At 58.7% G+C, this 24961-nt stretch carries 24 protein-coding genes; 16 read left to right on the top strand and 8 right to left on the bottom strand.

Annotation, left to right across the window (positions count from 1 at the left end):
- Positions 1 to 15 precede the first annotated feature (15 nt).
- The 10 genes from nusA (at position 16) to pnp (ending at position 10815) form a co-directional block, all read left to right on the top strand.
- Positions 16 to 1116: a transcription termination factor NusA gene (gene nusA / locus ELR57_RS14680; RefSeq protein WP_126959848.1), complete on the top strand. Its 1101-nt coding sequence runs from the start codon at positions 16 to 18 to the stop codon at positions 1114 to 1116.
- 54 nt (positions 1117 to 1170) lie between these two features.
- A complete protein-coding gene (gene rnpM / locus ELR57_RS14675) occupies positions 1171 to 1488 on the top strand; it encodes an RNase P modulator RnpM (protein WP_126959847.1) in 318 nt (105 codons plus the stop codon).
- The gene (locus ELR57_RS14670; RefSeq protein ID WP_126959846.1) at positions 1475 to 1804 is read left to right on the top strand and encodes a L7Ae/L30e/S12e/Gadd45 family ribosomal protein; all 330 of its coding nucleotides are present in this window, start codon (positions 1475 to 1477) and stop codon (positions 1802 to 1804) included. Before rnpM ends, ELR57_RS14670 begins: the two co-directional genes overlap by 14 nt.
- 55 nt (positions 1805 to 1859) lie before the next feature.
- Positions 1860 to 4790, top strand: a complete 2931-nt coding sequence (gene infB, locus ELR57_RS14665) for a translation initiation factor IF-2 (RefSeq protein ID WP_483296222.1) — start codon at positions 1860 to 1862, stop codon at positions 4788 to 4790.
- A gap of 27 nt (positions 4791 to 4817) precedes the next feature.
- Positions 4818 to 5174, top strand: a complete 357-nt coding sequence (gene rbfA / locus ELR57_RS14660) for a 30S ribosome-binding factor RbfA (RefSeq protein WP_126959844.1) — start codon at positions 4818 to 4820, stop codon at positions 5172 to 5174.
- Positions 5171 to 6154, top strand: coding sequence for a DHH family phosphoesterase (locus tag ELR57_RS14655; RefSeq protein WP_126959843.1), 984 nt, complete (start codon positions 5171 to 5173; stop codon positions 6152 to 6154). Before rbfA ends, ELR57_RS14655 begins: the two co-directional genes overlap by 4 nt.
- Positions 6151 to 7092 carry a tRNA pseudouridine(55) synthase TruB gene (gene truB / locus ELR57_RS14650; RefSeq protein ID WP_126959842.1) on the top strand — a complete coding sequence of 314 codons (942 nt, stop codon included), beginning with the start codon at positions 6151 to 6153 and terminating at the stop codon, positions 7090 to 7092. The genes ELR57_RS14655 and truB overlap by 4 nt, the downstream gene beginning before the upstream one ends.
- A gap of 46 nt (positions 7093 to 7138) precedes the next feature.
- Positions 7139 to 8110: a bifunctional riboflavin kinase/FAD synthetase gene (locus tag ELR57_RS14645; RefSeq protein WP_126959841.1), complete on the top strand. Its 972-nt coding sequence runs from the start codon at positions 7139 to 7141 to the stop codon at positions 8108 to 8110.
- Between the two features lie 147 nt (positions 8111 to 8257).
- Positions 8258 to 8527: a 30S ribosomal protein S15 gene (rpsO, locus tag ELR57_RS14640; RefSeq protein ID WP_126959840.1), complete on the top strand. Its 270-nt coding sequence runs from the start codon at positions 8258 to 8260 to the stop codon at positions 8525 to 8527.
- Between the two features lie 191 nt (positions 8528 to 8718).
- Positions 8719 to 10815 carry a polyribonucleotide nucleotidyltransferase gene (gene pnp, locus ELR57_RS14635; protein WP_126959839.1) on the top strand — a complete coding sequence of 699 codons (2097 nt, stop codon included), beginning with the start codon at positions 8719 to 8721 and terminating at the stop codon, positions 10813 to 10815.
- A 139-nt stretch (positions 10816 to 10954) separates the two neighbouring features.
- Here pnp and ELR57_RS14630 read toward each other — a convergent pair whose 3' ends face one another.
- Positions 10955 to 11866: a LysR family transcriptional regulator gene (locus ELR57_RS14630; RefSeq protein ID WP_126959838.1), complete on the bottom strand. Its 912-nt coding sequence runs from the start codon at positions 11864 to 11866 to the stop codon at positions 10955 to 10957.
- A gap of 136 nt (positions 11867 to 12002) precedes the next feature.
- Between ELR57_RS14630 and ELR57_RS14625 the strand changes: the two genes are divergently transcribed.
- From ELR57_RS14625 to ELR57_RS14600, 6 genes are all read left to right on the top strand, one after another.
- Positions 12003 to 12758: an SDR family NAD(P)-dependent oxidoreductase gene (locus ELR57_RS14625; protein WP_126959837.1), complete on the top strand. Its 756-nt coding sequence runs from the start codon at positions 12003 to 12005 to the stop codon at positions 12756 to 12758.
- A gap of 21 nt (positions 12759 to 12779) precedes the next feature.
- Positions 12780 to 13523, top strand: coding sequence for an SDR family NAD(P)-dependent oxidoreductase (locus ELR57_RS14620; protein WP_126959836.1), 744 nt, complete (start codon positions 12780 to 12782; stop codon positions 13521 to 13523).
- A 225-nt stretch (positions 13524 to 13748) separates the two neighbouring features.
- Positions 13749 to 14768 (top strand): polysaccharide deacetylase family protein, encoded by a 1020-nt coding sequence (locus ELR57_RS14615; protein WP_126959835.1) that lies wholly within the window; start codon positions 13749 to 13751, stop codon positions 14766 to 14768.
- An 85-nt stretch (positions 14769 to 14853) separates the two neighbouring features.
- A complete protein-coding gene (locus ELR57_RS14610; protein ID WP_126959834.1) occupies positions 14854 to 16134 on the top strand; it encodes a M16 family metallopeptidase in 1281 nt (426 codons plus the stop codon).
- Positions 16097 to 16540 (top strand): dUTP diphosphatase, encoded by a 444-nt coding sequence (gene dut, locus ELR57_RS14605; protein ID WP_126959833.1) that lies wholly within the window; start codon positions 16097 to 16099, stop codon positions 16538 to 16540. Before ELR57_RS14610 ends, dut begins: the two co-directional genes overlap by 38 nt.
- Positions 16541 to 16662: 122 nt before the next feature.
- A complete protein-coding gene (locus ELR57_RS14600; protein ID WP_126959832.1) occupies positions 16663 to 17130 on the top strand; it encodes an SRPBCC family protein in 468 nt (155 codons plus the stop codon).
- 146 nt (positions 17131 to 17276) lie between these two features.
- On the opposite strand, the gene mtnB is transcribed toward ELR57_RS14600, so the two are convergent.
- From mtnB to ELR57_RS14565, 7 genes are all read right to left on the bottom strand, one after another.
- Positions 17277 to 17933 (bottom strand): methylthioribulose 1-phosphate dehydratase, encoded by a 657-nt coding sequence (gene mtnB / locus ELR57_RS14595; protein ID WP_126959831.1) that lies wholly within the window; start codon positions 17931 to 17933, stop codon positions 17277 to 17279.
- A complete protein-coding gene (locus ELR57_RS14590) occupies positions 17930 to 18619 on the bottom strand; it encodes a 2-hydroxy-3-keto-5-methylthiopentenyl-1-phosphate phosphatase (RefSeq protein ID WP_126959830.1) in 690 nt (229 codons plus the stop codon). The genes mtnB and ELR57_RS14590 overlap by 4 nt, the downstream gene beginning before the upstream one ends.
- Entirely contained in the window at positions 18616 to 19863 is a 1248-nt protein-coding gene (locus ELR57_RS14585; RefSeq protein WP_126959829.1) for a 2,3-diketo-5-methylthiopentyl-1-phosphate enolase, read from the bottom strand. The genes ELR57_RS14590 and ELR57_RS14585 overlap by 4 nt, the downstream gene beginning before the upstream one ends.
- Positions 19864 to 19897: 34 nt before the next feature.
- Positions 19898 to 20770: a pyrroline-5-carboxylate reductase gene (gene proC, locus ELR57_RS14580; RefSeq protein ID WP_126959828.1), complete on the bottom strand. Its 873-nt coding sequence runs from the start codon at positions 20768 to 20770 to the stop codon at positions 19898 to 19900.
- A 90-nt stretch (positions 20771 to 20860) separates the two neighbouring features.
- Positions 20861 to 22108, bottom strand: a complete 1248-nt coding sequence (locus ELR57_RS14575) for a glutamate-5-semialdehyde dehydrogenase (protein ID WP_126959827.1) — start codon at positions 22106 to 22108, stop codon at positions 20861 to 20863.
- Entirely contained in the window at positions 22105 to 23226 is a 1122-nt protein-coding gene (gene proB / locus ELR57_RS14570; protein ID WP_126959826.1) for a glutamate 5-kinase, read from the bottom strand. Before proB ends, ELR57_RS14575 begins: the two co-directional genes overlap by 4 nt.
- Positions 23227 to 23742: 516 nt before the next feature.
- Entirely contained in the window at positions 23743 to 24921 is a 1179-nt protein-coding gene (locus ELR57_RS14565; RefSeq protein WP_126959825.1) for a pyridoxal phosphate-dependent aminotransferase, read from the bottom strand.
- Positions 24922 to 24961: the final 40 nt, after the last annotated feature.

Here is a 24961-nt window from a genome sequence, read left to right as displayed (position 1 = left end):
AGGAATCATTCCCCAATGAGCATGGAGTTTATCGAGGCTTTGTCCGAAATCGAACGTGAGAAAGGCATAACCAAAGACGTTCTGCTCGAAGCGATCGAAGCGGCATTGATCTCAAGCTACAAGCGCAACTTCAACACCGCGCAGAACGTGCGCGTAGACATCAATCGCACGACCGGAGTGATCAAGGTGTACGCCCGCAAGACGGTCGTCGAAGAAGTGCTTGATCCGCGGCTCGAGATTTCCGTTGAAGCGGCGCGCAGCATCAACCCGCATTACCAACTGGAGGACATCGCAGAGATCGAAGTGACGCCTCGCGACTTCGGCCGGATCGCCGCCCAGACGGCCAAGCAGGTCGTCACGCAACGCATCCGCGAAGCGGAACGCGGGCTCATCTACAACGCATACGTTGACAAAGAGCAGGATATCGTAACGGGCATCATTCAACGCCAGGATCTTCGCAACCTGTACATCGATCTTGGCAAGGTGGAAGCGGCTCTTCCGTTGACGGAGCTGATGCCGACCGACAAGTTCAAGCAAGGCGACCGGGTCAAATCTTATATCACGAAGGTCGAGAATACGAGCAAGGGACCTCAAATCATCCTTTCGCGCACTCATCCGGGTCTGTTGAAGCGGTTGTTCGAGCTTGAGGTGCCGGAGATCTTCGACGGCACGGTAGAGATCCGTTCCGTTGCGCGCGAAGCCGGCTTCCGTTCGAAGATCGCGGTTTATTCCCGCAACGAGGAAGTCGATCCGATCGGCTCCTGCGTCGGACCTAAGGGCATTCGCGTGCAGACGATCGTTACCGAGCTCAAAGGCGAGAAGATCGATATCGTACGCTGGTCCGAATCGGTCGAGGAATACGTAGCGAACGCGCTCAGCCCTTCCAAGGTGCTTGAGGTTATCGTGTTCGAGAACGAGAAGATGGCCCGCGTCATCGTCCCGGACTACCAGTTGTCGCTGGCGATCGGCATCAAGGGGCAGAACGCCCGCCTGGCCGCCAAGCTGACCGGTTGGAAGATCGACATCAAGAGCGAGACGCAAGCGGAGCAGGAATACGGCCGTCCGAAGACGACGAACGCCGACGTCATGCACCAGGACAGCGTGTCCATCGATTGATCGCAGGATCGCGGGGCGTTCCGCTCTAGACTTCAAGGGGGGAGGGGATAAACCTTGAGAACGAGGAAAATTCCGCAGCGAAAGTGTGTGGCTTGCCAAGAAATGATGCCGAAGAAGGAACTGATTCGCATCGTTCGCTCGCCTGAAGGGGACATCCAAATCGACTTGACAGGCAAAAAGCCGGGGCGCGGAGCTTATCTTTGCGGGAAGACCAGTTGCTTTAAGCTGGCCAAGAAATCGAAGGCGTTCGAGAGAGCGCTGAAGACTCCTGTCGCGCCGGAGATATACGATAAGCTGGAAGCGGACTTCATTAAGGTGGAGGACGAATTCCAGGCGAACAAGGAGCTCGTGCAGGACGATGACGACGAATAAAGCATTGTCGCGGATGGGACTTGCGATGCGCGCGGGAAAGCTGGTCTCCGGGGAGGAGATCGTGCTGAAGGCCATTCGGTCCGGCGAAGCGAAGCTTGTCCTGCTGGCAGAGGACGCCTCGGACAATACGAAGAAAAAAGTTGCCGACAAATGCGAAAGCTATGGGGTAGAGCTTCTTATCGGTTATACCCGTTTCGAGCTTGGGGGAGCCGCAGGAAAACCCGAACGGGTATTGTTCGCCGTGACGGACAAGGGTTTCGCGGACATGATTCGAAGCGGTTGGGTTCAACATTCGGAGGTGGAGAATATTGAGTAAACAAGAAGACAACAAGGATAAGCTGCGGGTTTACGAATACGCGAAGCAGCTCAATATGAGCAGCAAGGAAGTCATTACGATCCTGAAGCGGGTGAACCTGCCCGTCAACAACCATATGAGCGTCATGGAAGACAACATGGTCGGCGCCGTGGAGAAGTTCTTCCGCGACGTGAAGGCGAATGCCGCGGCCAAGATGGCGCAGGCTCCTAAGCAAGGTGGCGCGCAAGCGGTCGGTACGGCCGCGCAAGCTAAGCCTGCCAACGGCGGAAGCCAAGGCCAGGGCCCCGCACCGCAGCCGCGCAGATCCGAAGAGGCTCCGGCTGCGGCACGTCCCGCGGCTCCGCAAGCGTCCGTCGCGTCGACGCCGAGCGCAAGCTCGTCTTCCGCTCCTGCGGCCAGCCAATCGAACGATCGCCCGCAAGGCGACCGTCCTCAGGGAGATCGTCCGCAAGGCGACCGTCCGCAAGGCCAAGGCGGCTACAACCGTCCGCAAGGCGACCGTCCGCAAGGCCAAGGCGGCTACAATCGTCCGCAAGGCGACCGTCCGCAGGGCCAAGGCGGCTACAATCGTCCGCAAGGCGACCGTCCGCAGGGCCAAGGCGGSTACAACCGTCCGCAAGGCGACCGTCCGCAGGGCCAAGGCGGGTACAACCGTCCGCAAGGCGACCGTCCGCAGGGCCAAGGCGGGTACAATCGTCCGCAAGGCGACCGTCCGCAAGGCCAAGGCGGGTACAACCGTCCGCAAGGCCAAGGCGGCTATAATCGTCCGCAAGGCGACCGTCCGCAAGGTCAAGGCGGCTACAACCGTCCGCAAGGCGACCGTCCGCAGGGCCAAGGCGGGTACAATCGTCCGCAAGGCCAAGGCGGCGGATTTAACCGCCCGCAAGGCGATCGTCCGCAAGGCCAAGGCGGCGGCTTCAACCGTCCGCAAGGCGGCCAGAGCAGCGCGGGAGGCTTCGGCGGAGGCCGTTCGCAGAGCGGCTTCGGAGCGGGTGTCGGCGCCGGCCGTTCTTCTTCCGCACCGGCTGCGGCAGGCGGCAATCGCAATGCCAGCCGTCCGGGCGGACGTCCGGATTCGAACCGGAGAGACCAGGATTCGAATCGCAATGCTGCGGGCAAACGCAAGGATAACGAATTCAATAACCGGTTCGGCGAAGACCGGTTCCGCTCGAAGGGCAAGGGTGGCAAGAATGCCAAAGGCAAGAACCAGCCGCCGCGCGAGAAGATCGACAACACGCCGAAGAAAGTTATCGTCCGCGGCGACATGACGGTCGGAGAACTCGCTAAGATCCTGCATAAGGACGCTTCCGAGGTCATCAAGAAGCTGTTGATGATGGGCGTCATGGCCACGATCAACCAGGATCTTGACCTCGATACCGTCTTGCTTGTTGCAGGCGAGTTCGGCGTCGAGACGGAAGTCAAGATCGTCGTGGAAGACACGAACTTCGAGACGATCGAAGAGAACGACAACGAGGATGATCTCATAACGCGTCCTGCCGTCGTCACGATCATGGGTCACGTCGACCACGGCAAGACGACCTTGCTGGATGCGATTCGCGAAACTCATGTCGCGAGCGGCGAAGCAGGCGGCATCACCCAGCACATCGGCGCTTACCAAGTCGAAGTAAAGGGCCAGAAGATTACGTTCCTGGATACCCCGGGCCACGAAGCGTTCACGACGATGCGCGCCCGCGGAGCACAGGTTACCGATATTACGATTCTCGTCGTTGCGGCGGATGACGGCGTCATGCCTCAGACGGTCGAAGCGATCAACCACGCGAAGGCGGCGAACGTTCCGATCATCGTAGCGGTCAACAAGATCGACAAGCCGGGAGCCAACCCGGACAAGGTGAAGCAAGAGCTGACCGAATACGGTCTCGTTCAAGAAGCATGGGGCGGCGATACGATCTTCGTCGAGCTGTCCGCCAAGCAGCGCATCAATCTGGACGGCTTGCTCGAGATGATCCTTCTCGTAGCCGAAGTGAACGACTACAAGGCGAATCCGAACAAGCGCGCCCGCGGTACGGTTATCGAAGCCGAGCTCGATAAGGGCAAGGGACCGATCGCCCGCATCCTCGTGCAGAACGGTACGCTTAAGGTTGGCGACGCCTTCGTTGCCGGCGATTGCTTCGGACGCATTCGCGCGATGACGAACGATCGCGGACGCCGCGTGAAGGAAGTCGGCCCGTCGACGCCGGTTGAAATTACAGGTCTGACGGAAGTGCCGCAAGCCGGCGACCCGTTCATGGTGTTCGAAGACGAACGCAAGGCTCGCGAGATCGCGGAGAAGCGTTCGATCAAGACTCGCCAAGAGACGATGAAGTCCAACCAGAAGGTAACTCTCGACGATCTGTTCAGCAAGATCAAGGAAGGCGAGATCAAGGATCTCAACGTCATCCTGAAGGCGGACGTGCAAGGCTCCCTCGAAGCGCTCAAGGGCTCCTTGGAGAAGATCGAAGTCGAGGGAGTACGCGTCAAGACGATCCACAGCGGCGTCGGCGCCATCACCGAATCCGATGTTTCCCTGGCTCTGGCTTCGGCAGCAATCGTCATCGGCTTCAACGTTCGTCCGGAACCGCGCGCGGCCGCAACGGCTGAGCAGGAGAAAGTGGACGTTCGACTCCACCGCATCATCTACAAGGTGATCGAAGAGATCGAACAAGCGATGAAGGGCATGCTAGATCCGATCTTCAAGGAGAAGGTCATCGGCCACGCCGAAGTTCGCGAGACGTTCAAGGTCAGCAAGGTCGGTACTATTGCCGGCTGTATGATCACGGACGGCAAGGTGGCTCGCAACGCAGAAGCCCGCGTCATTCGCGGAGGCGTTGTCGTGCATGAAGGCAAGCTGGACTCGCTCAAGCGGTTCAAGGACGACGCGAAGGAAGTATCCGAAGGCTACGAGTGCGGCATTACGCTCGAGAAGTACAACGATCTTCAGATCGGCGACGTCATCGAGGCCTTCGTCATGGAGAGCGTTGAACGTTAAAGCGTCGAATAAAGAGGTGAATACCGCATGGCGAAATTTCGCGTAGGTCGAGTGGGAGAGCAGATCAAGAAAGAGATCAGCACGCTCATCCAAACCGAGCTCAAAGACCCGCGCATCGGGTTTATCACGGTAACGGGAGTCGACGTGACGAACGACTTGTCGCTCGCTCGCGTATACCTCAGCATTCTCGGCAACGAGGAGCAGAAGGAAGCTACCCTGCACGCGCTCGGCAAGGCGAAGGGCTTCCTTCGCTCCGAGCTCGGCAGAAGAATGAAGCTAAGGCATACCCCGGAGATCGAATTCCGCTTCGACAGCTCCATCGAATACGGAAGCCATATCGAATCGCTTCTCGCCGAGATCAACCGGGAGAACCGCAACTTATGACGTGGACGGAGCAGCTCGAGGCGGCGGCCGATTACATTCGTGAGCGGGACGACTTCCTGGTGGTGGCACACGTCCAACCGGACGGGGACGCCATCAGCTCCACCGTTGCGGTCGGATGGCTGCTGGAGAAGCTCGGGAAGACGTACACGATGTATAACGACGGCCCCGTTCCTTCGAGGCTCGCTTACTTATGGAAGAGCGAATCGATCGCAACCGCGGCATCTCGCCCGGATCGCAAGTTCAAGCATGTGATTAGCGTGGACTGCGCGGATTTCGGACGCTGCGGAGCGTCGAAGGAGCTGTTCGAGGAAGGGTACGACCTTCTGAACATCGACCATCATCCGACGAACGACGGATTTGGCACCGTTAACCTGCTGGACTTCGAAGCGGCGGCGACGGTCGAGATTCTGCACGATCTGTGCGAGACGATGCAGATGACCATGGACGAAGCGGCTGCTACGGCTATCTATACCGGACTCATGACGGATACCGGAGGTTTCCGCTACTCGAATACGAGCGCGAAAGTGATGGAGATCGCTTCGGCCTTGCTTCGCGCGGGAGCTAACGGCCCGCAATTGGCCGAGACTCTCCTGGAGCGCATGACCATGGGCCAGATGCGAATGATTCAGACGGCTCTTACTCGTTTGGAATTCAGTTCGGATCAGCGAATCGGATGGTTATGGGTGACCGGCGAGGATCTGGCCGAGACCGGCGCATCGAGCGAGGACCTGGAGGGACTCGTCAACTATCCTCGCAACGTCGAGGGAGTCGAGGTCGGCCTCTTGTTCAAGCAGACGGCTCCGGATTCGGTCAAGATCAGCCTTCGTTCTGCCGGCGTGGTGGACGTATCGGCCGTGGCCCAGCAATTCGGAGGCGGAGGGCACATTCGCGCGGCCGGCTGCCGCGTGGGCGCGACTCTCTCGGAGGCGATCCCGCAAGTCGTCGCCGCCGTCCAGAAAGCGTTGGATGAGGCCGGATGAACAAGAATTCCGTAACCGTTCCAGAAGGGGTATTGGGCATCTGGAAGCCTGCAGGCTGGACTTCGCACGACGTAGTCGCCAAGGCAAGAAGGATACTCGGCGTGAAGAGAATCGGTCACACGGGAACGCTTGATCCTTCCGTGACCGGGGTTCTCCCGATCTGCGTCGGACGGGCTACCCGGATGGTGGAATACCTTCAGGAGATGTCCAAGACGTATGAAGCGACTCTTCGTTTCGGGATTGCGACCGACACGGAGGATGCCGACGGCAACGTAGTGGAGACGGCCGACGCCAGCCACCTGACGGCAGAGCAGATATCGGAAGCCGTGCTTTCCTTCGTGGGGGATATCGAACAAATTCCTCCGATGGTATCCGCCTTGAAGGTCGACGGCAAGCGCTTGTACGAGCTGGCGCGCGAAGGCGTAACGGTCGAGCGCAAGCCCCGGCCGGTCACGATCCACGAGATCGAGATTCTCCATATCGAAGGCAATGGACCGTACCCGGAGGTTCGCTTCTCCGTACGATGCTCGAAAGGGACTTATATCCGAACGCTATGCGTGGATATCGGACGCAAGCTCGGGGTGCCCGCGGTTATGGCCAGCCTGATCCGGACGGCCAGCGCCGGGCTGACCCGCGAGAATTGCGTGACCTTGGAGGATCTGGCGGAGCTGAAACGGCAAGGCGACTTGTCCGCTCGCTTCCTGCCGGCGGATGAGATGCTCGCGTTCCCGCGAACCGTAGCGCCGGAACGCGAGGCCGTCTTCGCGCTGCAAGGCAAGACGCTTGCCGGATCGTCCTTGCTTCCACCTCCCGATCGGGAGGGGCTGTGGAGAATCTACCGAAGCGGGGATGGCGTCTTTCTGGGGCTTTTCGACAGCGATCCGGCACGCGGTACGGTTCGGCCGATCAAGGTGTTCCATCCCGCGGAAGAAGGCTGACGAACCATCCGAAGGACGGCTAGTTTGGGATCCAGGAGGACAGCAGGTGGAACTTTACGAAATATCGTTTGATGAGCAGACGAACTCTTTCGTCATACCGCAACAAGCCGTTAAGCCCCAAGGGCTGTCTCTCGCGATCGGCTTCTTCGACGGCGTGCATCTCGGGCACTGCGAGGTCATCCGCAAGGCTGTGAAGTTAGGCCGCGAGCGCGGGCAGACGCCGGCCGTTCTGACGTTCGACCCTCACCCTCGGGTCGTTCTTGGGCGCGATCAATACCATTCGGTGCTTACGCCGATGGAACATAAGCGGGAGCTGTTCACGGACAATGGGGTAGAAGCGTCGCTTATCATGTCGTTCGACAAAGCCTTCTCGCAGGTAACGGCCGAGCGCTTTATCCGGGAGCTGCTGCTTCCGCTTGGCGTTCGGACGGTCGTGATCGGATTCGACTTCCGGTTCGGCCACCGCGGACAGGGCGATGCCGAGCTGCTGAAGCATTTCGGCGGCGAACGGCTGGATGTGCAGGTCGTAGAGCCTGTTTTCCAGGACGGCTCCAAGGTCAGCAGCTCCCGAATTCGCGAGTTGCTCTCCGAAGGCGACTGCAAGGAAGCTTCCAAGCTGTTGGCCCGTCCTTATGAGATCAGAGGCGAAGTCGTTCATGGCAAGGCGCTCGGCAGACAGCTTGGTTTTCCGACGGCTAACGTGAACCCCGCATTTTCCTATTTTCTTCCGAAGCACGGGGTTTACGCTGTAACGGTCACGCTGGATGAGGATCCGGAATCCGTCCCTTACAAGGGAGTCATCAATGTCGGTCTCCGTCCGACGGTGGAAGAGGGGGCCGCAGAGCCCAAGCTTGAAGTCCATCTGCTGGACTTCAACCGGGATTTGTACGGACAGAACCTCAGGATTCTTTTCCATGATTTCCTTAGGCCGGAGATGAAGTTCGGGTCGCTCGACGCGCTGATCGAACAGATCGGCAAGGATGCTCGGGAAGCGAGAAATCGATTGGCATTATTGTAACGGACATTTGACTATGTTATACTAGTGAACGTTGCGGACATGGCTCAAGCTAGGAACGCAACCGAACCTTGGCTTGGCTGAACGCTCTCACCGGCGTCGGCGAGGCTAACGGCGATTACGAAGTAGAACCCAGGAGGTGAATGAATCATGGCATTGACCCAAGAACGCAAGCAAGAGTTGATTCAGGAACATAAGACTCATGCGACGGACACCGGATCCCCGGAAGTCCAAATCGCTATCCTGACGGAGAACATCAACAACTTGACGGAACACTTCCGTTCCCACAAGAAGGACCATCACTCCCGTCGCGGATTGCTGAAGATGGTTGGTCAGCGTCGTAAGCTTCTGGCTTACCTGAAGAACAAAGACGTTAACCGTTACAGCAGCCTGATCGCGAAGCTCGGCCTGCGCCGCTAATTCGCTTTGGTAGAGAGCAACCTGATCGTGTCGCGAGGGAGGGTTCCCGACCGACACCGGGTTGCTTTTCCTACTTTACGGGAATAAATTGGGTTGCGTCCGCGAATGAACGCTTGCCTAAGAAGCTAGAAGCAGGAAATAATGAGTAATGTGTCGAAAATACATAAGTCTACTATGAGGAGGGAATAGAAGTGGCACAAAGCGTTGAAATGCTGTTGGGAGGCCGACCGCTGTCTCTGGAGACGGGACGTCTGGCCAAGCAAGCCAACGGCGCTATCGTCGTCCGATATGGAGATACCGTCGTGCTGTCCACCGTAACGGCGTCGTCCGGTCCGAAGGATCTGGACTTCTTCCCGTTGACGGTCAACTATGAAGAACGTCTTTATTCCGTCGGCAAGATCCCGGGCGGATTCATCAAGCGCGAGGGACGTCCGAGCGAGAAAGCGATCCTGGCCAGCCGTTTGACCGACCGCCCGATCCGTCCGCTCTTCCCGGAAGGCTTCCGGAATGACGTTCAGATCGTGAACCTGGTCATGAGCGTGGATCAGGACTGCTCGCCGGAGATTGCCGCGATGATCGGCACCTCGGCTGCCCTGGCGATCTCCAACGTTCCGTTCAACGGACCGATCGGAGGCGTTGTCGTCGGTCGTATCGACGGCCAATTCATCATCAATCCGACCGTCGCCCAAGAAGAGAAGAGCGACATGTATGTCGTCGTCGCCGGTACCCGCGACGCGATCATGATGGTCGAAGCGGAAGCCAACGAAGTGCCGGAGATGGACATCCTGGAAGCGATCATGTTCGGCCATGAAGAGATCAAGAAGATCGTCGATACGATCGACAAGCTGACGGCCGTTGCCGGAACGCCGAAGATGGAAGTGAAGCTTCACGAGGTGGATTCTGCCGTTGCGGCAGAAGTGAACGCCTTCGCTCAGCAGCGTCTGGTCGAAGCGGTCCGCATCGAAGAGAAGCATGCCCGCCAAGAAGCCATCGACGCGATTAACGACGAGACCGTAGAACACTTTACCGCCGTGTATGCGGAGACGCCGGAGAAGCTGGCCGACGTGAAGGAAGTCCTGTACGATATCGTCAAAAACGAAGTTCGCCGATTGATCACTCACGACAAGGTGCGTCCGGACGGCCGCAAGCCGAACGAGATCCGCCCGATCTCCGGGGATGTGTCTATCTTGCCTCGCACGCATGGCTCCGGCTTGTTCACGCGCGGCCAGACGCAAGCTCTCAGCATCTGTACGCTGGGACCGCTCGGGGACGTTCAGATTCTCGACGGCATCGGCACGGAAGAAACGAAACGCTTCATGCATCATTATAACTTCCCGCCGTTCTCGGTCGGGGAAGCTCGTCCGCTTCGTCCGCCGGGCCGCCGCGAGATCGGACACGGCGCACTCGGGGAACGCGCCCTGCTGAAGGTCATTCCTTCGGAAGCGGAATTCCCGTACACGATCCGCCTCGTCTCCGAAGTGCTGGAATCGAACGGCTCTACCTCCCAGGCAAGTATCTGCGCGAGTACTCTCGCGATGATGGATGCGGGCGTTCCGATCAAGGCTCCGGTAGCCGGCGTGGCCATGGGTCTAATCAAGGACGGCGAACACTTCACGATCCTGACCGATATCCAAGGGATGGAAGACCATCTCGGCGATATGGACTTCAAGGTCGCGGGAACGTCGAAGGGCGTAACCGCCATTCAGATGGACATCAAGATCGACGGAATCGATCGCTCCATTCTGACGCAATCGCTTGAGCAAGCGAAGGAAGGACGCATGTTCATCCTCGGCAAGATGATGGAAGTCATCCAGCAGCCGCGCGAAGAGCTCAGCCAATACGCTCCGAAGATCGTCACGATGCGAATCAACCCGGACAAGATCCGCGACGTCATCGGATCGGGCGGCAAGGTCATCAACAAGATTATCGAAGAGACAGGCGTCAAGATCGATATCGAGCAGGACGGCATGGTCTACATCGCTTCCGCGGATGCGGCAGCCAACGAGAAGGCGCGTTCCATCATCGAAGGCATCGTCCGCGAAGTGGTGGTCGGCGAGATCTATCTCGGAACGGTCAAGCGCATCGAGAAGTTCGGCGCTTTCGTCGAGATTCTGCCGGGCAAAGACGGCCTCGTTCACATCTCGCAGCTGGCTAACGAGAGAGTCGCGAAGGTCGAAGACGTCGTGAACATCGGCGACAAGATCCAGGTCAAGGTGACCGAGATCGACGCGATGGGCCGAGTCAACCTCTCCCGTAAGGTGCTGCTCAGTCCGGAAGAAGTGAAGTAATAAGCAAGAAGAGAGAAGAGACCGATCCTGTCAGTCTCTTTTTTTGCGTCCGTCATTACTTTGAATGCGAAAGCGTAAAAAAAGCGTTCCCTCTGGAAGTCCGGCTAAAAGGCCGCAGCTTGCAGAGAGGAGCGCTTTTTTAGGTATCGTTCAGGAATTGAAGCTTTAAACGATCGATGAAGAGCTTCAATATCCTTGATTCGGCAGCGTTCCGATGCGTGACCCAGCCAAGCTGCACGGGCAGGTTGCTCGGCACTTCCATCTCCTTATAAGCCATATCTTCGGTCAAGCCCTCGTAGACGGATCCATTGCGGAACGTGTAATCCAGACCGATCGAGAAGGCCATCTCCTCTCGAAGCGCGCCGATGATGGCATTGACGTTGTTCGAGGTGAACACGACGTTGGCGGGGCCGTGAAGCCTTCCGAACTGCTCCATGAACCAGATCAGGTAATCTTCCTTGTAGAGGACCATCGGGTAGCGATGGAAGTCTTCGATCCGAACCGCTTGCTGATGCGCCAGACGGTGGCTCTTGTTCAGGAAGCAGATGAGCTTGGCATCGATTACCTTGACGAATTCGAATTGGTCCCTCACATGCTTCAAGTCCTCATAGAGAACAATAAGGCCAAGATCCACTTTGTGCTGCTCAAGGTCGCGGATAATCTCTTGCGAGCTCATCTCGGAGACCTCGATTCGAACATTTGGGTAATCCCTCTTGAAGCCGGCAAGCGTCTTTACGAGATGGGACATGGGTCCGGGAATGGCGGCCAGCCTCAATTCGCCGCTGAGCGTCTCGGAGAAGCTTCTCGCTTCTTCCTTGAACTCGCGGATTTTCTCCAAGATGACGGCTGCACGCTGAAGGAGGGCTTGCCCTTCCGCCGTCGGAACCGTACCCGCACGGGAACGTTCGAACAGCTTGACCTCGAGCTCCGTTTCCAGGTGGGTGACGGCTTGGCTAAGAGCCGGTACGGAGACGTACAAGTTGTTCGCTGCCGCAGATAAGGATCGGGTCTTCGCTATCTCCAGGATGTATTCCAATTGATCGATATTCATGGGCTCTCAATCCTTAATCAAAAATTAAGTCGATCTAACATATCGTTAATTTAATTTTACACAAAGCAAGCCTATAATAAAAGGGCAAGGAGCATTAAGCGAAAGTATCCTATTCAGCAAAAGAAGGTGCGCATCCATGCGTTTGGAGAGCAAAATCGCGCTTGTTACCGGGGGCGGCACGGGAATCGGAAGAACGACCGCCATCCGTTTCGCCAATGAAGGAGCCAAGCTCGTCGTTACCGATATTAATGAAGCGGGCGCAGCGGAGACCGTCGAGCTGATTCGCAAGAACGGCGGCGAAGCGATTGCGTTCCGCCATGACGTCAGCAGCGAAGACGATTGGAAGAGAGTCGTGCAGGAAGCCGTGGAAGCTTACGGAACGATAGACGTCCTCTTTAATAACGCCGGAATTTATGTCATCAAGCCCTTATTCGAGACGACCATCGAAGAATGGAATCGCATGCTGAACATCAACGTGACGGGCGTGTTCCTCGGGATGAAGCACGTCATCCCCGTCATGGCGAAGCGGAAGAAGGGATCGGTTATCAACGCTTCTTCCATTGCCGGCCTCATCGGAGCTCCGGGCCACGCGATGTACGGGGCGAGCAAAGGCGCCGTTCGCACGATGACGAAGGATGCCGCGATCGAGTTCGCGGGGACGGGCGTTCGCGTCAACTCCATTCATCCGGGCTATATCAACACGGCCATGGCGCAATACGCATCCGAGCAAACGCATCAATCCGAGCAGGAGCTTGGCCAGTCGACTTCGCCTATGGGGCGGCTCGGGACGGTGGAGGACGTCTCCAATCTCGTGCTGTTCCTAGCTTCGGACGAGTCATCCTATATAACGGGCGCCGAGCACGTGATCGACGGCGGCGCTACGGCAAGATAACGAATAGCGGGAGGGTAAACCATGAGATTTGAGAATAAAGTCGCGATCGTAACGGGCGGAGCGAGCGGAATCGGAGAGATGACGGCGAGGCTGTTCGCTACGGAAGGCGCCAAGGTCGTCATTGCCGATTTCTCCGAGAAAGGGGAAGCCGTTGCGGCAGAGCTGCGCTCCGAAGGACGCGAAGCGCTGTTCGCGAAAACGGACGTCACGAAGGAAGCGGACGTTCAAGCGATGGTTCAAGCGACGGTCGAGAAGTTCGGAAGGATCGACATTCTGTTCGCGAACGCCGGCATCGCGAACGACGCTCCGGGTCATCAGCTTCCTTACGACAAGTGGCAGCGCACGATCGATATCAACCTCTCCGGCGTATTCCTGTGCGACAAATACGTTATTGAGCAGATCTTAAAGCAAGGCTCGGGCGGCGCGATCGTCAATTGCGGCTCCATCCATAGCCACGTCGGCAAAGGCGGCGTTACCGCCTATGCGGCGGCCAAGGGCGGCGTGAAGCTTCTCACGCAATCGCTGGGAATCGATTACGCGAAGGAAGGCATTCGCGTGAACGCCATCTGCCCGGGCTATATCGATACGCCGCTGATCGCCGGCCGGAACGAGGCGATTAACGAGCACCTGATCAGCCTTCATCCGATGGGACGCCTCGGCCGTCCGGAGGAAGTGGCCAAAGCGGTCCTCTTCCTGGCTAGCGAGGATGCTTCCTTCATCACGGGCACGACTCTGCTTGTCGACGGCGGTTACACCGCGCAATAAGAGGAAGAAGCGGTAACCGATAGCGATTGCAGAGAGTTTATTCAACGGCTGCTCCTGTTTCTCGTAGGACGAGGAACGGGAGCGGCCGTTGTCGTTTCCCGCTCGTTTGTCCTTTCCGTACATAATACAACGGATTTTGGCATAGGATGGAGGCGAGGCGGATTGGCCAAGCCAATCCCCGGAACCAAGCGCCTAACGGCGCAAGAGAGCGGAGGCAGAGGTCCAATGAGAGTAACGTCGCCCATGGTACTCGCGGCGATGCTTCTATGCCTCGTTGCCATCCTAGCCGCAGGCCGATATGGCCCCATTAGCGCCTATGTGCAACAGGTAAAGAGCGAATCGAAGGCTGAGCGAGCCTTCGGGAACGAGAAGGAAGAGGATACCCTAAACGGGTTGAGAGAATGGATCCGGACGGAAGCGAAGAAGCGATACGAGGCCCCGGTCAATGCCTCGCTGGACCGGGTATGGAAGGCGATACCGGGCTATAATGGCCGGGAAGTGGACGTGGAAGCGACCTACGAGAAAGCGAAATCGATGGGATTCCGTGCGGGAACGGGCGGCGGTTCTTCTTTTCCATGGGTATACCGAGAAGTGAAGCCTGACGTCAATCTGCCCGACCTTCAGCCGAATCCGATATATCGCGGCAACTCCCTCAAGCCGATGGTCGGTCTCATGATCAACGTCGCCTGGGGAGAAGAATACCTGCCTTCGATTCTTAGGACGCTGGACGAGGAGAAGGTTAAAGCGACGTTCTTCTTCGACGGGAGCTGGCTATCCAAGCATGTCGATATCGCGCAGGATATTCTTAAAAAGGGGCATGAAGCGTCCAACCACGCTTATTCGCATCCTAACATGAGCGCGCTCGGTTCCGTCCGCCAGCGGCAGGAGATCGTCAAGACGGAGAACCTTCTCCGTACGAAGCTCGGCGTGGAGAACAAATGGTTCGCACCTCCTTCCGGAGACTTCAATCAGCGAACCGTTGAGATCGCGAGGGAACAAGGACTGCAAACCGTGCTCTGGACGCTGGACACGGTCGATTGGAAGAAGCCGCCGGCATCCAGCGTCATCAACAAGGTATATGCCCGCGCGGGTGCCGGCACGCTTATCCTGATGCATCCGACGGAGACGACGCGGGACGGGCTGAAGGGCATGATTCGCGCGATCCGGTCGAAAGGGCTGACTCCCGGAACCGTCTCGGACACGCTGTCCACCGAGCGGATGAAGGAAGAGAAGAAGGGGCAATAAACGGCATTCGCATGGCTCGTCCCTCGGTTGTGACGAATAAGGATATTTGTTATAGTGTTACTATTGATCTGTAGGGGGAAAATGGGTGGAAAAATTTACGTTAAAGAACGGTCTGCGAGTGATGGTGGAACCGATTCCGACAAGCCGCTCCGTATCGTTCGGCATCTGGGTGAAGACAGGATCCCGTTATGAGACCCCGGTGGACAACGGGATATCCCATTTTATCGAGCATATGCTCTTCAAGGGGACCAAACGCCATTCCGCTAAGGAGATTGCGGATCGATTCGACGGAATCGGCGGCAACGTGAACGCGTTTACCTCCAAGGAATATACGTGCTATTATGCCAAGGTGCTGGATCAGCATCTTCCGATCGCCGTCGACGTTCTCTCCGACATGTTCTTCGAATCGTTGTTCGACGAAGAAGAGCTGGCCAAGGAGAAGAATGTCATCATCGAGGAGATTTCGATGTATGAGGACACGCCGGACGACATGGTTCACGACCTGGTCACCCGAGCTTCGCTGGGCGATCATCCGCTCGCCTATTCGATTCTGGGAACGGCCGAGCGTCTGAACGCGATGACCTCGGACGACCTGCGCGGCTATATGGCGAGAAGATACACGATCGAGAATACGGTCATCAGCTTGGCCGGCAACGTGGACGAGAAGGTCGTCGAGCTGCTCGAGCAGCACTTCGGCGGATTCGACGTGCGCGGCGGATCGGTCGATCTCGCGCCTCCTGTCTATCGGACGAACGCACTGTTCCATAAGAAGAAAACCGAACAGAATCACCTGTGCTTGACGTTCCCGGGCTGCTCCATTCAAGATCCGAAGATGTACGCGATGATTCTGCTCAATAATACGATCGGCGGCGGCATGAGCTCGCGTCTCTTCCAGGAGATTCGGGAGAAGCGCGGACTCGCTTATTCGGTCTACTCGTATCACACGTCTTATGCGGACAGCGGCTTGTTCACGGTCTACGCCGGTACCGCTCCCAAGCAGACTCAGGACGTGTACGATCTCACGCTCGAGATGCTGAACGAAGTGAAGTCGCAAGGGCTGACCGACGCCGAGATTCATCGCGGCAAGGAGCAGCTCAAGGGCAATCTGATTCTCAGCCTGGAGAGCTCCAGCAGCCGCATGAACCGTCAAGGCAAGAACGAATTGATGCTGGGCCGTCACCAGACGCTCGACCAGATGATCGAGAGAATCGACGCCGTGACGAAGGACGACGTCGCCGAGATGATCGACCGCGTGATGAGCGATACGTGCGCGATCGCGGTCGTCGGCGCCCAAGAGAAGGTATTGCAGGGATTAGGGAGGGAATTCGTTGTATCCAGTACAGCTGAAGCGGCTGCCGGGGAATGAGGACATCGCCCTGCCGCGCCAAATGTCCGAATGGGCGGCGGGCTTTGACCTGCATGCGGCCGTCGTAGAACCGCTAGTCTTAGCGCCGGGCGAGAGGGCTCTCGTTCCTACAGGCTTCGCCATGGCGATGCCGAGAGAGCTCGAAGCCCAAATCCGCCCGCGCAGCGGCCTTGCTTACAAGCATGGCATTACCTGCCTGAACTCTCCGGGCACGATCGACGCGGATTACCGCGGAGAAGTGAAGGTGCTTCTGATTAACCACGGGCAGCAGCCGTTCGCCATCGAACGCGGGGAACGCATCGCGCAGATGGTGTTCCAGCTTGTTCCGCAAGTGTCGCTGGAGGAAGTCGACGAACTGTCCGAGACGCTTCGCGGCGAAGGCGGCTTCGGGCACACCGGCAAGTAAAGCACTTTATCAATTCATAAGAGAACCGCGCGCCAGCTGGATCGTTTCCGTCGGCGCGCGGTTTTCGTTATACTGTAGCTATTAAATCGACCTATTAAATCGATATTGGAGGAACAGATCGGATGACAACTGACAACCGCATGCCAACCGTCAAAGCGGAGATGCTGATCCGCAAGTCTGTCGAAGCCGTATTCGAAGCTTTCATCAACCCGGAAGTAACGACCCGTTTCTGGTTCACCAAGAGCAGTGGTAGATTGGAAGCCGGTAGCAAGATCCGGTGGGAGTGGGAAATGTACGGAGCAGCGGACGAAGTGCAGGTGCTCGTGCTGGAGAAGAATCGAAAGCTAAGAATTCGTTGGACGGATCGCTCCGAGACGGAATGGAGGTTCGTCGACAGAGCGGATCGGACTACCTATGTCACGATTACGACTTCGGGATATGAAGGAGACGAAGAGTCGCGGGTTAATCGGGCCATCGATGACATGGGAGGCTACACCATCGTTTTGTGCGGGTTGAAAGCCTATCTGGAACACGGAGTGGTTCTGAATCTCGTAGCCGACAAAGCTCCCGATCTCAATGTGAATCGTTAAACGACTCCCGGTATTAAAAAAAGCCCATGCGTCATTCGCATGTGCTTTTTGGCGTTCTTCTGTTGCTTATTAGAAGGTGGGGGTGCTTACCATGTTGCCGAACAGATCCGAGTACTTGTCGAAGTCGGCGTCGGTCGCGGAACTCATTAACGTCCTTGGACAAGCTTAAGCTTATAAACGTATTCGAACAGGAACTCGAACGCTTCGAGATGCTTTCGGGCTTCGAACGCGTCGCGACCCCATGCGTAAATGCCGTGCTTGCGAAGAAGGATGCCCGGAATGCGCTTGTCCAAGCGATCGCGCACCTCCGGAACGATCTTCGGGATGTCCGCGAAGTTGGAGACGATCGGAACGTCGATGACGGCTTCCTCGTCCCAGATGTTGAACGCCTTGATCAGTTCGACGCCTTCGACCGGAACGGACTTGCGGTCCCAGAACAGCTCCGATACGAGACTGTTGTAGACGGTATGAATATGGAAAATAGCGCCGCATCCGGTCTGGCGGTAGATCTCGCAGTGAATCAGCGTCTCGGCGGACGGCTTCAGCGCGGTCGGCTCGCAAGGGGCTCCCTTCTCGTCGACGAGAAGGAAGTCCTCCGGCGTCGAAGCGGCCTTATCCTTGCCGCTTGCCGTGACGGCGAAGGTGAATTGTTCCGGGCTAAACCCGCCGACGCGCATCGACAGGTTGCCGCTCGTGCCGGGGAACCAGCCGCGGGAAGCGAAGTCGGACTTCACCCGGTCGAGCTCCCGATAGACGCGCTGCTTCTCCTCCAACAGGATGGACTTGCTCGGATGCTCGCTCATTTTCTCCAGTCTCCTTGCTCCAGGTAGTGGACGATGTCGTGGAAGTTCTCGAACGGAATGTGCGGAAGGCCCAGCTCGCGGCATCTCTCCGTCAAGTGGGAGCGGGAGAAGACGAGGTCGACCAGCTTGGCTCCTTCGAAGTCCGTGATGCTGTCTCCGATCAGGATGCGGCTGTAATCTTCCTTCGGATAACGGCGGATGACCGCCGCCTTGCACATGCCGCAATCGTTCTTGCAGTGCTCGTCGCAGGGATGAGGCCACAGGATCTCGATGCGTTCTCCGCTGAAGTCGCTGCCGTTGCAGAAGATATGGTCGCGCGGGATTCCGAATGGCTCAAGCAGCGGATAGACGAAGAAGTCGATCCCGCCGCTGGTAACGTAGAATTCGACGCCGTGCTTCTTGCACCATTCGAGAAGCTCGGGGAAGCCTTCGCGAATGCCCGCCGTATTCAGAATGAAGTCGGTAATCTCTTGCTTCATGGAAGAAGGGAAGAGGGCGAACATCTCGCCGACTCCCTGGCGCAGAGACTTCTTGAACGACACGATGTCCTTCATGATGTCTTCTACGCCTTCCGGCTTGAAGTGCTGCATCACGGCGACGATATTGTCGCTGAGCGTGATCGTTCCGTCGAAGTCGCAGAACAGGACGGGAGGCTTAGTCAGGCTGCGGGTCGTGCCGGTCGTCATGCTTCCCGTACCCCCCAACGTTCGATGGCGAGACGAAGCTCTTCGTGATCGTTCGCGTATTCGGACAGGCCGACTCCCGCCTGAACGGCATCGATCGCTTGGCGGAACGCGCGGCCGCCCGCCGCCGCTCCTTGGGCGTGTCCATGCACGCCGCCGCCCGCATTGACGACGACGGCTTCGCCGAAGTCCCGCATGATCAGCGGCACGAGGCCGGGATGAATGCCCGCGGATGGGACCGGGAAGGCCGCCTTCAACGGAAGGGACGGGTCCAGCAGGTTCGCCTGCACGGCCAGGTTCTCTTCCTTCGGCATGACGACCGAGCCGTAAGGGGAAGGGAAGAGGGACAGGTCCGCGCCCGCGATCCGGACAAGCTTGCCTAGCAGAAGCGGGGCCGCGATGCCATGGTAAGGCGACGGATAATAAGCGCCTGCGAGCGCCGGATGAGCGGCGATCGGCACGTTGATGGACGAATCGTTAGCAAGCTCGGTGAGCGCGTCGTGCCCATAAGCCAGAACGTTGAACAGCAGGCCGTTCGCGCCCGCGTCGATCGCGCGGCGAGCGTTCTCCCGCAGCTTGGACGTCGGCCCGGTCAGATTCGTGAAGTAGATCAGCTTCTGGCCGGTTACCTTCTCGGCTTCGCGCGCCGCATCGACGCACGTCTCCACGCGGCGCTCCAACGGGGTGAGCGGATTCTCGAACAGAATCTCGTCGTCCTTGATCAGGTCGACGCCGCCCAAGGCCTGCTGCAGGAACTGTTCGTGCAGATTCGGGAGATCGTATCCTATCACGGATTTGAAGATGCTCATCAGAAGAGGCCTGTCCGTCACGCCGAGCTTCTCGCGAACGCCTTGCATGCCGAACTTCGGTCCGGAGAAGGCTTCGAGGAAGGCGGAAGACGGGTTCAGGTCGAGCAGCTTGATTCGGCCGTCCATCGACAGCTTGCCGAAGGTCGTGACCAAGAGGGCGGGGATATCCCTCGAGAAGTTCAGATCCGGGTAGGCGATCGTAATATCCGCATAGCGCTCGCCCGGGGCGGCGTTCTCCGGTTCATGGGCTTGGACCGAGACGACCTGCCCCAGATAGGGCTCCATTCGCTGCTTGGCGACCTGCGGAAGCTCGGTCCAGCTTCCGACGGTCAGGCCGACGGCGATTCCTTCGGCTTTCTTGGCGAAGTCGGCTTTATCGTCGAATAAACGATAAGTAGCGGTGCTGTAACCGGGTGCTGCGGGTTTGCTGGTGCTCATGTCTATCAACTCCTGCTCTCCAAGAAAATGAATGTTAACGAGTCAAAGCCTCATCCGCGATAGCCCGCCCCATCTCTTCCGAGCGTTCCGCGCAGCGATCCATCGCCTGGCGAACGGCGCCCGGGAAGCCGAGCCGATCGAGCGTCTCGATCGCGGCCTGCGTCGTTCCGTTCGGAGACGTCACCTTGCGTCTCAGGTCGGCAGGGTCTTCGCCGGTCAGCCGAACCATCTCGGCAGCGCCGCGCACGGTCTGCACGACAAGCTCCCTAGCGGCTTCCGGAGCCAACCCTTGCGCGATGCCGGCGCTGATCATCGATTCCATCATGAAGTAGATGTAGGCCGGTCCGCTGCCCGAAACGGCCGTAACGGTCTGCAGCAGGCTCTCCTCGACGACGGTCGCCAGTCCGATCGCTCCGAACATTTCCAGAGCAAGGGATCGGCCATCCTCGGGAACGGAGCCGGAGAAGCTGATGCCCGTCGCGCCGAGCCCGATGGAGCTCGAGGTGTTCGGCATCGTCCGAATGATCGGCTGCTCGGTCTCCAGCAATTGATGCATGGTCTGGATCGACAAGCCGGCGACAAGGGAGACGATCTGCTGCTCCGGTCGCAGCAGCGGCTTGAGAGCAAGCAGCGCCGTTACCGAGTCCTTCGGCTTGATGCCCAGCACCACCAGGTCCGATTCCGCCAGGGCGGCGTTCTTCTGTTCCGGGGTAAGCGCCGGAACGACGCCGTACTTCTGCTGAAGCTCGATCAAGCGGTCGCCGTTCGAACGGTTCAGCACCTTGATGTTGGCCGGGGTCGCGACCCCCGTCTCGACGATCCCGCGAATAATGGCTTCGGCCATCGAGCCCGCGCCATAGAAAACAATCGTTTTATCTTTTAAACGAGAGACGGTTTGCTTCGTCATGTCATCTTTCACTCCTGCATTTCGAATGAGTGCCGCTTCATGGATGATCTCCCAATCCGACGGCTCGTAATCGCTCGGGCCAGGTCCTCGTTATCCGCGGACCTGCCCGGAGCCCTGAATCCGGTATTTCGTCGAGGTAAGAGCGGGAAGGCCCATCGGTCCTCTCGCGTGCAGCTTCTGGGTGCTGATGCCGATCTCGGCGCCGAAGCCGAACTCGAAGCCGTCGGTGAAGCGGGTAGATGCGTTGTGGTACACCGCCGCCGCGTCAACCTCCGCCAGGAAACGGTCCGCGTTCGCGCTCGTCTCCGTGACGATGCATTCGGAATGCATCGTGCCGAAGCGGCGGATATGAGCCATGGCTTGATCGAGATCGTCGACGATCTTGACGTTCAGGATGTAATCGCCGTATTCGGTCGCGTAATCCTTCTCGGTTGCGGGCTTCGCCCAAGAAATGAGCCGGCTTGCGCGTTCGCAGCCGCGAATCTCCACGTCTCTGGCGCGGAAAGCTTCGGCCATGGAAGCCAAGTGTTTCTCGGCATAGGAGGCGTGGACGAGGAGAGTCTCCATCGAGTTGCACACGGAAGGCCTCTGAACCTTGGCGTTGAGCGCGATCTCCTCCGCCATCCTAGGAACGGCTGTCTCGTCCACGTACGTATGGCAGATGCCCGCGCCCGTCTCGATGACGGGAACCGTCGCGTTCTGCACGACGTTCTGGATCAGCGAGGCGCCGCCGCGCGGGATAATGACGTCGAGCAAGCCGTTCAGCTTCAGCATCTCGTCGACGGAAGACCGGTTGGCATCCTCGATCATCTGAAGGGCCTCCACGGGAAGAGCGGTCGACTCGAGAGCTTCCCTCATCAGCCGAACGATGGCTCGATTGGACTCGAGAGCCGCCGAGCCGCCGCGCAGGACGACGGTGTTGCCCGTCTTCAGGCACAGGCCCGCCGCGTCGACGGTCACGTTCGGACGGGCTTCATAGACCATGCCGATGACGCCGATCGGGACGCGATGCTTCTCGATATGAAGGCCGTTGGGCCGATCGATCGTCTCCAGAACCGTTCCGACCGGATCGGGAAGGTCGACTACCTGCCTCAAGCCTTCCGCGATCGCCTCGATACGGCTCGGATTCAGCTTCAACCTGTCGAGCAGGGAGGCGCTGGTGCCGTTCGCCGCGCCGTTCTTCATGTCCTTCTCGTTCGCTTCCAGGATAACGGCCTGACCTTCGATCAACGCGTCGGCCATTCGCAGGAGCGCTTCGTTCTTCTGTTCCGTCGTCGCTTTGTTCATGGCCGCCGCGGCTTCCTTGGCCAGCGCGGCCTTCGTTCTCACTTCGCTCATGCTTCTGACGCCTCCTTAACGTGGGTCGTGACCCATTCGTCTCGATGTATCACTTCAATGCGGGAAGGCTCGACCCGCCGTAACGCCTCGTCGCTCGACAAGCCCGCGGCCGCCGTCACCTGCCAGGAAGAATAGTTGCTGACTCCCCGACCGAGCGCGCGCCCCGCGGCATTGACGACCTCGACCACGTCGCGCGGGTGGAATTCTCCGCTGACCCCGGTTATCCCGGCGGGCAGCAAGCTCTTGTGGCCGTTCAGCAGCGCTTCCTCCGCGCCGGCGTCCACGACGATCCGGCCTTGCGGTACCGAGAGGTAGCCGATCCACTTCTTCTTCGCCGGCAGCGAATGAAGGGAGGTGGTGAAGTAGGTGCCCCGTCCGGCGCCTTCCGCCGCCTTGAGCAGATCGCCCGGCTCCGTGACGCGGCCGATGAAGGTGGAGACGCCGCCGCCCATCGCGATGCGGGCCGCTTCGATCTTGGAGCGCATGCCGCCCGTCCCGACGGAGGAGCCCGCGCCGCCGGCGATTCGGTACAGATCGTCGGAGATCACGTCGATTCGATCGATTCGCTTCGCGTCCGGGTCCTTGCGCGGGTCGGCGGTGTACAAGCCTTCGATATCGGTCAGCACGTACAGCTCATCCGCCTTGACCAAGGCGGCGACGAGGGCGGACAGCGTATCGTTCTCGCTGAACTTGAGCTCGTCGATGGCGACGGTGTCGTTCTCGTTGATGACCGGCACGACGTTCAGCCGCAGCAGCTCCTCGATCGTTCTCTCCGCGTTCTGCGAACGGGAACGGTTGCTGAAGTCCGGCCGGGTAAGCAGGATCTGGGCGGCCGTAATGCCGTGGGCGGAGAAGGCTTCCTGGTAAGCTTCCATCAGCAGCGCCTGCCCGACGGCCGCCGCGGCTTGCTTCTCGTAGACCAGCTTGGGACGGGTTGCGTAGCCGATGCGCTTGAAGCCGGCCGCGACCGCGCCGCTGGTGACCAGCAGGACCTGATAGCCTTGCTGCTGCAGGCGGGCAATCTCGGAAGCGAAGAAACGAACCCGCTCGCGGCTGAGCCCTCCTTCTTCGGAGGTTAACGAGCTGCTTCCTATCTTGACGACGATTCGCCGTTTCATAGCCTTCACGATCCTCTCATATGCTTCGGTTAGGGTAGGGGAGAAGAGCGCCGGAACCAAGCGACAACGACTGGGGCGTTCCTCCGGGCGCTGAAGCAGGATTGCGGAGGTTATTCGGGAATGGGTAAGCAAGAAGCGTAAACCTTCCGAATAACGCAAAAAAACTCTCATCCTCCAACATCAAAGGACGAAAGTTTCCTTCCGCGGTACCACCTTTATTGATGCCGCAGCGCTCCTGAGGAACGGGAACGGCATCCGCTTGTCATCCTGGTAACAGCAGGGAACTGTCCGGCTCGTCGCCGACCGCTCGGGGGCGGGAGAAGCGGCCGCTGTCGTCGAATTCTTCCAGCCGTGGAATTCGATCTCTGGGCGATACGGTTCCGCTTCATTCCCCGTCATTGCGTTTGAGCTTAAACCGCCTTGCTCCGGCGGCTTCATATTAATGTTAAGAATACCATGCGCCGCACGGCCTTGTAAAGGAAAGAAGGCCCTGCAAGGACGATCCGGAGCGCCGAATTAAACGAACAGCTTCAGCCGGCCGATGCGCTCCGCCACCTCGCGAAGCCGCTCCTCCGGCGCAAGCAGGCCGAGGCGGACATATCCTTCTCCGTGCTCCCCGAAGCCGTTGCCCGGAGCGACGACGATGTCCGCTTCCTCGAGCAGCTTGTCGGCGAAGGACATCGAAGTGAAGCCTTCGGGAACGGGCAGCCAGCAGAAGAACGAGCCCGCCGGTCTCAAGGCTTGCCAGCCGATGTCCGCCAAGCCTTCGTACAGGGCGTTACGGCGGTTCTCATAGGTGCGGACAAGCGCGGCCACGGAGTCTTGTGGGCCGGCCAGCGCCTCGGTCGCGGCTTCTTGAATGCCCCCGAACAGGCTGCAATAATAATGATCCTGGATCAGGTTCAGCATCTCGACGATCGTCTTGTTGCCGAGTGCGAACCCGACGCGCCAGCCTGCCATGTTGTACGACTTCGAGAGCGTATAGAACTCGACGCCGACGTCCTTCGCGCCCGGGGTCTCGAGGAAGCTGACCGGCCGCTTGCCGTCGAAGCCGATGGCGCCGTAAGCGAAGTCGCTGGCGACGACCACGCCGTTCTTCTCGGCGAAGCGAACCGTTTCTTCATAGAAAGAGCGAGTGGCTACCGCCGAGGTCGGGTTGTTCGGGTAATTCAGGAACATCAGCTTGGCGCGCTCCAGCTCGGCAGCGGGAATCGCTTCGTAATCGGGAAGGAAGCCGTTGCTCTCCAACAGAGGCATGAATGCCATCCTCGCTTCCGCCAGGGCAACGCCGGACCAGTAGTCCGGATAGCCGGGATCGGGAACGAGGCAGACGTCTCCGGGATTCAGCAAGCATTGGCTGATCTCGATGAGCCCCGTTTTGCCTCCGAACAGCACGGCTACCTCCGTGTCGGGATCGAGATCGACGTTATAGTCTTCTTTGTAGCGCTTGGCCACCGCTTCTTTAAGGAAACGGAACCCGCGAAACGGCGGATATTTATGATAGAGAGGATTATCCGCGGCGCGCTTCAGCCTCTCGACGACCGCTTGCGGAGTCGGAAGGTCCGGGTTGCCCTGCCCCAGGTTGATCACATCGCGGCCGGTCGCCGCTCTTGCGTTGGCTTTGGCGACGAGCGCCGCGAAAAATTGCTCGGGCAGCGTCTTCAGGCGTTGCGCCGGTTCGATTCGTATCGTCATGGTCGGTATGTCACTCCGCTTTCGTTCCGCGATTAAGGAA

Source organism: Cohnella sp. AR92 (assembly GCF_003990975.1).
In the GTDB taxonomy this organism is placed as follows: Bacteria; Bacillota; Bacilli; order Paenibacillales; family Paenibacillaceae; genus Cohnella.
Note: the sequence above shows the minus strand (reverse complement) of the source record. Positions and strands in the feature narration are given on the sequence as shown.

Bases quoted from the DNA above. Each gene is read 5' to 3' on its own strand.
- nusA (WP_126959848.1), top strand. From the start codon at position 16: ATGAGCATGGAGTTTATCGAGGCTTTGTCCGAAATCGAACGTGAGAAA.
- ELR57_RS14670 (WP_126959846.1), top strand. From the start codon at position 1,475: ATGACGACGAATAAAGCATTGTCGCGGATGGGACTTGCGATGCGCGCG.
- rbfA (WP_126959844.1), top strand. From the start codon at position 4,818: ATGGCGAAATTTCGCGTAGGTCGAGTGGGAGAGCAGATCAAGAAAGAG.
- ELR57_RS14655 (WP_126959843.1), top strand. From the start codon at position 5,171: ATGACGTGGACGGAGCAGCTCGAGGCGGCGGCCGATTACATTCGTGAG.
- truB (WP_126959842.1), top strand. From the start codon at position 6,151: ATGAACAAGAATTCCGTAACCGTTCCAGAAGGGGTATTGGGCATCTGG.
- rpsO (WP_126959840.1), top strand. From the start codon at position 8,258: ATGGCATTGACCCAAGAACGCAAGCAAGAGTTGATTCAGGAACATAAG.
- ELR57_RS14630 (WP_126959838.1), bottom strand. From the start codon at position 11,866: ATGAATATCGATCAATTGGAATACATCCTGGAGATAGCGAAGACCCGA.
- ELR57_RS14625 (WP_126959837.1), top strand. From the start codon at position 12,003: ATGCGTTTGGAGAGCAAAATCGCGCTTGTTACCGGGGGCGGCACGGGA.
- ELR57_RS14620 (WP_126959836.1), top strand. From the start codon at position 12,780: ATGAGATTTGAGAATAAAGTCGCGATCGTAACGGGCGGAGCGAGCGGA.
- ELR57_RS14615 (WP_126959835.1), top strand. From the start codon at position 13,749: ATGAGAGTAACGTCGCCCATGGTACTCGCGGCGATGCTTCTATGCCTC.
- ELR57_RS14600 (WP_126959832.1), top strand. From the start codon at position 16,663: ATGACAACTGACAACCGCATGCCAACCGTCAAAGCGGAGATGCTGATC.
- mtnB (WP_126959831.1), bottom strand. From the start codon at position 17,933: ATGAGCGAGCATCCGAGCAAGTCCATCCTGTTGGAGGAGAAGCAGCGC.
- ELR57_RS14590 (WP_126959830.1), bottom strand. From the start codon at position 18,619: ATGACGACCGGCACGACCCGCAGCCTGACTAAGCCTCCCGTCCTGTTC.
- ELR57_RS14585 (WP_126959829.1), bottom strand. From the start codon at position 19,863: ATGAGCACCAGCAAACCCGCAGCACCCGGTTACAGCACCGCTACTTAT.
- proC (WP_126959828.1), bottom strand. From the start codon at position 20,770: ATGACGAAGCAAACCGTCTCTCGTTTAAAAGATAAAACGATTGTTTTC.
- ELR57_RS14575 (WP_126959827.1), bottom strand. From the start codon at position 22,108: ATGAGCGAAGTGAGAACGAAGGCCGCGCTGGCCAAGGAAGCCGCGGCG.
- proB (WP_126959826.1), bottom strand. From the start codon at position 23,226: ATGAAACGGCGAATCGTCGTCAAGATAGGAAGCAGCTCGTTAACCTCC.
- ELR57_RS14565 (WP_126959825.1), bottom strand. From the start codon at position 24,921: ATGACGATACGAATCGAACCGGCGCAACGCCTGAAGACGCTGCCCGAG.